The following is a 7051-nucleotide window of genomic DNA, read 5'->3' on the forward strand; positions in this document are numbered from 1 at the left end:
CAGCGCGCCGTGCGGCGGGGATCCGGCGGCCAGCTCCTTGGCGGCCTCGGTCAGGTCCTTGGCCGTGTCGATGGCGCGCCAGTACGCGCCGTGGGGCAGCGGGAACCCGGCCAGGCGGCGCTCGCGGGCGAGCCGGGGGAAGGTGGTGCGCTCGTGGTCCCCGCGGTCGGGGAGCAGCGCGGTGAAGTCGGCGGAGAAGACGTAGACACCGGCGTTGATGAGGTACGGCGAGGGCGGCGCCTCGATGAAGTCGAGGACGTGGCCGAACTCGTCGGTCTCCACCGCGCCCCAGGGGATGCGCGGGCGGGCCAGGGCGAGCGTGGCGACGGCGTCGCGCTCGCGGTGGAAGTCGGCCATGTCGCGGAGCGAGAAGCGGGTCCAGATGTCGCCGTTGGTGGCGTACCAGGACCGGTCGGGGTGCGGGAGCGACGCCGCGGCGAACTTCAGACCGCCGCCGCGGCCCAGCGGCTCCTTCTCGACGACCGTCGTCACCCGCAGCGGCAGATCCGCCGACTCCAGCCAGTCCTGGAGCACCGCCGCGAGGTGACCGCAGGAGACGACGGCGTCGGTGACGCCCTCGGCGGCCAGCCAGGCGAGCTGGTGGCCGATGATCGGGGTGCCGGTGCCGGGGATCTCGACCATGGGCTTGGGCCGGTCGTCGGTGTACGGGCGCAGCCGCGAGCCCTGGCCTCCGGCCAGGACGACGGCTTGTGTGGGGCGCGCGGGCAGTGGGTGCCGCGCCGCGGTGCGGGCGTCATCTGTCATGGGCCGCACGATATGCGGTGGCGTGGTGGGGGCGGTCGGCCGCGTCAGCGGCGGGCCCGGGTGACGCCGGTCGCGTACGAGGTGTCGCAGACCGGGCGGGAGTAGGCCTGGGCGCGGTCCGTGCCGCCGTACTTGGCGACCGCGGCGCGGCCGAGCGCGCGGGCGATGGAGGCGCAGTGCCTGGCCAGCGAGGGCCGCTCGGATGTGGCGACTTGGAGATGGGTGAGGGCCACGCCCGGGTCCTTCTCCTGGAGTTCGGCGAGCAGCCGGTCGCGCAGCGCCTCGTGCGGGGCGCGGTGGGCGGCGCGGGTGGAGGCCTTGTCGGAGGAGGCGGTGAGGATCTGTGACTCGGCCGCCGGGGAGGCCCACGGGACGCGGGTGACGGCGAGCGTCCCGGAGAGGACGAGGACGACGGGGAGGACGAGGGCGAGAGTTCTGCCGATGCGGCGGGCTGCGGTGTTCAAGGACGTTCCTCGCGGTTCGTGGCCGTGCTCGACCGCCCGTATGCGGACGGTCGGTACGTAGGGGACTGCGGTACGCGGTGATCGTAGCGAGGAGCGATGATTTGGCGACATTTAGTCACCGTTTCGGGGGACCAGATACGCCGGAGAGAGGGGTGGGCCTTGACGGGTTGGGGTGAAATGTCCGATCCGGCAGGGTATTTATCTGTCGGGCTATTTGTCGATACAGCAACAGGCACCGTCCGTCCGCACAGAGGCGGACGGACGGCGCCGTGGAGTCAATCGGATTGTCGCGCGCTCAGGCGCTCAGGCGCTCAGGCGCTGAATCGCTCAGGTGCTCAGTCGCTGAGTCGCTCGCCCGTGGACGTCGAGAAGACGTGGATCTCGCCCGGGCGCGGGACGACGTGCAGCTGGGCGCCCTTCTCCGGCACCTGGCGGCCGTTGACCCGGACGACCAGGTCCTTGACCTCGCCGCCGACCTCGGCGGTGCCGTAGACGTAGCCGTCGGCGCCGAGTTCCTCGACGACGTTGACGGTGACGGCCAGACCGGCCGGGGCGTCCTTGCTCTCCTTGGTGAGGGCCTTGGCGGCGGCGCCGTTCTCCTCGACCACGTCGAAGTGCTCGGGGCGGACGCCGACGGTGACCGTGCGGTCGCCCTTGTCGGCCGCCGCGCTCAGCGCCTCACGGCTGACCGGGACGACGCTGTTGCCGAACTTCACGCCGCCGTCGGTGATCGGCACCTCGACGAGGTTCATCGCCGGGGAGCCGATGAAGCCCGCGACGAAGAGGTTGTTGGGGCGGTCGTACATGTTGCGCGGCGAGTCGACCTGCTGAAGCAGCCCGTCCTTGAGTACGGCCACCCGGTCGCCCATGGTCATGGCCTCGACCTGGTCGTGGGTGACGTACACGGTGGTGATGCCCAGCCGGCGCTGCAGGCTCGCGATCTGGGTACGGGTCTGCACGCGGAGCTTGGCGTCCAGGTTGGACAGCGGCTCGTCCATGAGGAAGACCTGCGGCTCACGCACGATCGCGCGGCCCATCGCGACACGCTGCCGCTGACCACCGGAGAGCGCCTTGGGCTTGCGGTCCAGGTACTCGGTGAGGTCCAGGATCTTGGCCGCTTCTTCGACCTTCTGCCGGATCTCCGTCTTGTTGATGCCGGCGATCTTCAGCGCGAAGCCCATGTTCTGGGCCACGGTCATATGCGGGTACAGCGCGTAGTTCTGGAACACCATCGCGATGTCCCGGTCCTTCGGCGGAAGGTGGGTGACATCGCGGTCGCCGATCCGGATCGAACCGCCGTTGACGTCCTCGAGGCCGGCGAGCATCCGGAGGGAGGTGGACTTGCCGCAGCCGGAGGGGCCGACGAGAACGAGGAACTCGCCGTCCTCGATGTCGATCTCGAGCTGATCGACGGCGGGCTTCTCAGTGCCCGGGTAGATCCGGGTCGCCTTGTCGTACGTAACCGTGGCCATGCTGATCTGGTCCCTTCACCGGCAGGAACGTGCCGGACGATCCGAGTAAAGGCAGGGGTCTAGTCCACTTGCGCGGACTGGCCGCGACTTTAACTCGGAGTGGGGCTCCCTGTCTCTACCTGTGCTGGCCAGACTTTGGGCGAGCGGAGAATTTCGAACGGATCACCCCCTCGGCGTGGGTACACTGCTGGGGACGCGCCGACTTAGCTCAGCTGGTAGAGCACCGCTCTTGTAAAGCGAAGGTCGTCGGTTCGAGCCCGACAGTCGGCTCCGCGAGCGCACGGCCCTTCGTGGCGGACCACGGAGGGCCGTTCGTCTCGCCTCTCACCCCGATCCCGTGCCCCGGGTTCCGGTCCCGGCTGTCAACAAATTGCCAGCCGCGCCCCCGCGTGATCGCCCACCGTTGCCCTCCGAGTGCGCTGCGCGTTCGGAGCGGGGTCACCTGGGGCGGAGTTTCCGGGTCGGAGTGCAGCTTGTTGACAATCCCGCGGCTGCCGCGCCGTGCCGTTAAGTAGAAGCGGCACAAAAGTGGGCGATTTTACTTGATCTTTACCAACTGTAGTGCGTTGACTGGCTTGCGGAGGGCGAACTAATGTCGCGCCGCAGGGGCTTGTGCGGCCTTTCCAGCCACAATCCACCTACTGGACACGGGCTTCTCGACCGCGGGGAAGAAGGGCTACTCGCGGGTTGAGAACCAGTGGGTAACGGTGGCGCGGAAGTTCGTGATGCGGAAGTTCGTGATTCTGATCGGCGGCTGTGTCATTGCGGATTCAATTACGGGGCGGCCGCCGATCGCCTTCGCGGCCGTTCTTGGTGACTTGGGACGGTCGGCAGCAACCGACGGGTATGCGACGGACGGGTCGTGTGCCGCATGGGGGAGTCATGGCTGAACTGTCCATGTCCAAACTGTCCATGTCCAATACAACGGAAGAGCCGGCGGCGTCCATGCTCGGCGCCCCGGCCCAGTCCCCGCCGATGGTGCTGGCCACCGACGGCCCCGCCGTCAGACAGGCCATCGGGCAGCTCCTGTCGCGGGCCCGGCACAGCATCAGTCTGATCGTGCCCGGCACCTTCGAGCGGGCCAAACCGATCCTCCCGCAGATGGGCCGGTTCACCGCCGTCGCGGGCACCGGGGTCACCGTGCGGGTGCTCTGCACCCCACAGGTCCTGGCCCCGCTCGGCATCCTCGCCGCCGCGCGGCGCGGCCCGCTGGGCTATGAGGTCCGGGTCGCGGACGTGGATCTGCAGGGGACCGTGATCGCCGACGGCAGGGCCGCCTTCGGCCGGTCGGGCGGCGAATGCGGCGGCCGGTACGCGACCTTCAACAACGACCCCGCGTCGGTCCGCGCGCTGGACCTGATGTTCGCCGGGGCCTGGGGCAGCGCGATGCCGCTGGACGAGCATCAGCGCCTGGCCGACCGACTGCGCTCGGACTCGGTACGGATGATCCTGGAGCGCCTGCGCGAGGGTCACACGGACGATGTGGCGGCGCGCCAGATCAGGGTCTCGCTGCGTACGTACCGCCGCCATGTCGCGGCGATCATGCGTGACGTCGGGGCCAACTCCCGCTTCCAGGCCGGGGTGCGCGCCGTCGAACTGGGGCTGTTGTCGGACGTCGACTGACGTGACCGGGTACGAGGAGGGCGGCGCCGAAAACGAGCTGGCCGAGCAGGCCATCGCCCAGGAACTCCTGGCGGTTCGCGCGCTCATAGCATCCACGGTCGCCGCATCAGCCGCGGCTGCCGAATCCGTCGCCGGCGATTCCGGGGCCGGTGATTCCGGCTCTGGTCAATCTGCGGCCGGCCAATCCGGGTCCAGCCAATCCGGGTCCGGCCAATCCGGTTCCGGTGAATCCGGGGTGGCCGAATCCGCGGCCGACCAGGGCGCCGGGCGGCCGCGGGGGAACTCCTGGGTCGCGGCGGTGGAAACGGACGAGGAAGAAATTCGAACGGCTGCCGAAGAGCTGATCCGGGAGGCCGGCGGGAATGTCGACGTGGTGCTCGCGGCGGAGGCCGCGCATGTCGGTGCGCTGCATTCCGTACTGAGCGAATGGCTCCGCTCCGGCGGCGAGGACGTGAGAACGCGTGTTCTGTGCGCCCAGAACTCACTCGACTGGAATTTTGTGCGACGGCACGCCAGGGACCGGCGGCATCTGGAGGTCCGGGTCGCCCGGATTCCGCTGCTCGCCGCGTTCATCGTCGACGGCCGCGCCGCGCTGGTGTGCGCCGACTCCGCGGTCGGCCGCCGGGCCTCGGCGATCCGCGACCCGGGGGTCATCGAGACCCTGCAGACCCTCTTCGACGGAATCTGGCGCAATGCGGTGGTGGTGAACGAGCGGGTCGACTTCGGCGACCACCCCCGGATGGAGATGGTGCGGCCGATCCTGGAGTGGCTGAGGCTCGGCGTCACCGACGAGGTCGCCGCGCGCGAGCTGTCGGTCTCGGTGCGCACATATCGCCGCTATGTCGCCGAGATCATGGCCCTGCTGGGTGCGAGCTCCCGGTTCCAGGCCGGGGTGCGCGCCGCTGAGCTGGGGCTACTGCCGGTCACACCCCCCCGGGGACGCCCAGCGGGACCCGCCGCGAGACCCCCCGCGCCACCGGCGCTGAACCGGTGGCGCGGGGGGCGGTGACCGTGGCCGGTTGAGGTGCTGGCAGCTTCCTGTAGGCGCGTTGCGGGTGCTCTGGGCGTCCGGCTAGACATGATGAACTGACCTGACGAAAGCCGTAGTTGCGGACGGTCCTGGCGCATGGGAGTGACCGGCCCGACAAGGAGGCACTCTTATGACGATTTCAACTCCCGAAAAGTTGGTGACGAGTCACCGGAAGACGACTCGGGGAAACACGGCTCCGGCCGCCCCTGCTGCCCCCGCCGCCCCGGAAAGGATGACTCCGGAACGGATGACTCCGGAACGGATCTCTCCAGACCGGACCTCTCCAGACCGGAGCTCTCCAGACCGGACCTCCCCAGAGCAGCTGCTGAGCGGGGTCGGTGTGCTCGACAAGGCATCGCTGCTGCTCGGTGTCCTGGAGGCGGGCCCGGCATCCCTGGCCAGGCTGGTCTCCGCCACCGGCCTCAAACGCCCCACCGTGCACCGGCTGGTGCTCGCCCTGGAGCGGCTGCGGCTGCTCGCCCGGGACGCACAGGGCCGCTTCATCCTGGGGCCGAGGCTCGGGCTGATGGCCCTGGAAGCCTGTCGGGACCACCTGGCGACCACGGCGGAGCCCGTGCTGGGCGAGTTGCGCGATGTGACCGGTGCCAGCGCCCGGCTCTACCGGCGCCGCGGATATATGCGTATCTGCGTCGCTGAGGCCGCGGTGGCCGGCAACCCGGTCGCGCAGGACCGGGTGCCGGTCGGCGCCGCCCTGCCGATGAACGCCGGTCCCGTCTCACAGGTGCTGCTGGCCTGGGAGCGGCCCGAGGACCTGTACGAGGGGCTGCGCGGCGCCCAGTTCACCGCCGCCACGCTCTCCGGTGTACGGCGCCAGGGCTGGGCCCAGAGCGTCGGCGGGCGGGAGCACGGGATAGCCGCCGTGGCGGCCCCGGTGCGCGGCCCCGGCGGCCGGGTGGTCGCCGCGCTGTCGATCTCCGGGCCCATCGGGCGGATGTCCAACACCCCGGGCCGGGTCTACGGCAGCGCGGTGATCGACGCGGCGGTACGGCTCGGCAGCGGGTTCCAGCGCTGATAGCGCTGATCAACGGGCGTGTGGGCCGCCGCCGGATTCGGTTCGCGGGGCGGCCACCGCTGCGGGATGCTGTGCGCATGCCGACGCCCGCTGAGCAACAGCTCGCCCCCATGACCCTTGAGGACTACACCGCCCGGATGTCCCGGGCGGCCCGCACCGCCGCCGACGCCGGGCTGGCCGGGCTGGTGGTCACCCCCGGCCCGGACATGGTCCATCTGTGCGGTTACCGCCCCCCGGCGGAGACCGAGCGCCTCACCGCCCTGATGCTCGTCCCGGGGCAGACGCCCCGGCTTCTGGTGCCCCTGCTGGAGCGGCCGGACGCGCTGGCCGCGACCGGCGTGGGGGCGACCGAGGTGACCGGCTGGACCGACGGCGGCGACCCGTACCGCACGGCGGCGGACATGCTGCCGCCGCGCGGCCGTTACGGGATCTCCGACGAGACCTGGGCCGTCCACCTGCTCGGCCTCCAGCGCCTCCTCCCGGACACCTCCTACTCCGCGATCGGCGAGGCGCTGCCCATGCTGCGCGCGGTCAAGGACACCCACGAGGTGCAGCGGCTCGCGTCCGCGGGTGCGGCGGCCGACGCGGCGTACGAGGAGATCGTGCAGGTCCGTTTCGCCGGTCGGCGGCGAGAGCGAGATCGCCGCCGACCGGCGAAACGGAC

The 7051-nt window shown here is 70.5% G+C and carries 7 protein-coding genes and 1 tRNA gene; 5 read left to right on the plus strand and 3 right to left on the minus strand.

Annotated features, from left to right (window positions below):
* From CCN51_RS48660 to CCN51_RS48670, 3 genes are all read right to left on the minus strand, one after another.
* On the minus strand, positions 1 to 765 hold a 765-nt coding region (locus CCN51_RS48660; protein ID WP_107426292.1), incomplete at its 3' end, for a nucleotidyltransferase family protein.
* 44 nt (positions 766 to 809) lie between these two features.
* Positions 810 to 1229 (minus strand): hypothetical protein, encoded by a 420-nt coding sequence (locus CCN51_RS48665; protein WP_014177572.1) that lies wholly within the window; start codon positions 1227 to 1229, stop codon positions 810 to 812.
* Positions 1230 to 1564: 335 nt separating this feature from the next.
* Positions 1565 to 2701, minus strand: a complete 1137-nt coding sequence (locus CCN51_RS48670; RefSeq protein WP_014177571.1) for an ABC transporter ATP-binding protein — start codon at positions 2699 to 2701, stop codon at positions 1565 to 1567.
* Between the two features lie 197 nt (positions 2702 to 2898).
* Here CCN51_RS48670 and CCN51_RS48675 point away from each other — a divergent pair.
* The 5 genes from CCN51_RS48675 to CCN51_RS48695 form a co-directional block, all read left to right on the plus strand.
* Positions 2899 to 2971 (plus strand) — tRNA-Thr (locus CCN51_RS48675).
* A 612-nt stretch (positions 2972 to 3583) separates the two neighbouring features.
* Positions 3584 to 4324, plus strand: a complete 741-nt coding sequence (locus CCN51_RS56760; RefSeq protein ID WP_014177570.1) for a helix-turn-helix domain-containing protein — start codon at positions 3584 to 3586, stop codon at positions 4322 to 4324.
* A 235-nt stretch (positions 4325 to 4559) separates the two neighbouring features.
* The gene (locus CCN51_RS48685) at positions 4560 to 5333 is read left to right on the plus strand and encodes a helix-turn-helix domain-containing protein (RefSeq protein WP_014177569.1); all 774 of its coding nucleotides are present in this window, start codon (positions 4560 to 4562) and stop codon (positions 5331 to 5333) included.
* Positions 5334 to 5694: 361 nt separating this feature from the next.
* A complete protein-coding gene (locus tag CCN51_RS48690; RefSeq protein WP_014177568.1) occupies positions 5695 to 6387 on the plus strand; it encodes an IclR family transcriptional regulator in 693 nt (230 codons plus the stop codon).
* A gap of 77 nt (positions 6388 to 6464) precedes the next feature.
* Positions 6465 to 7051: aminopeptidase P family N-terminal domain-containing protein (locus CCN51_RS48695; RefSeq protein WP_425444804.1), on the plus strand; the 587-nt coding region annotated here is incomplete at its 3' end.

The organism is Streptomyces milbemycinicus, from assembly GCF_002154605.1.
Classification (GTDB): domain Bacteria; phylum Actinomycetota; class Actinomycetes; order Streptomycetales; family Streptomycetaceae; genus Streptomyces; species Streptomyces milbemycinicus.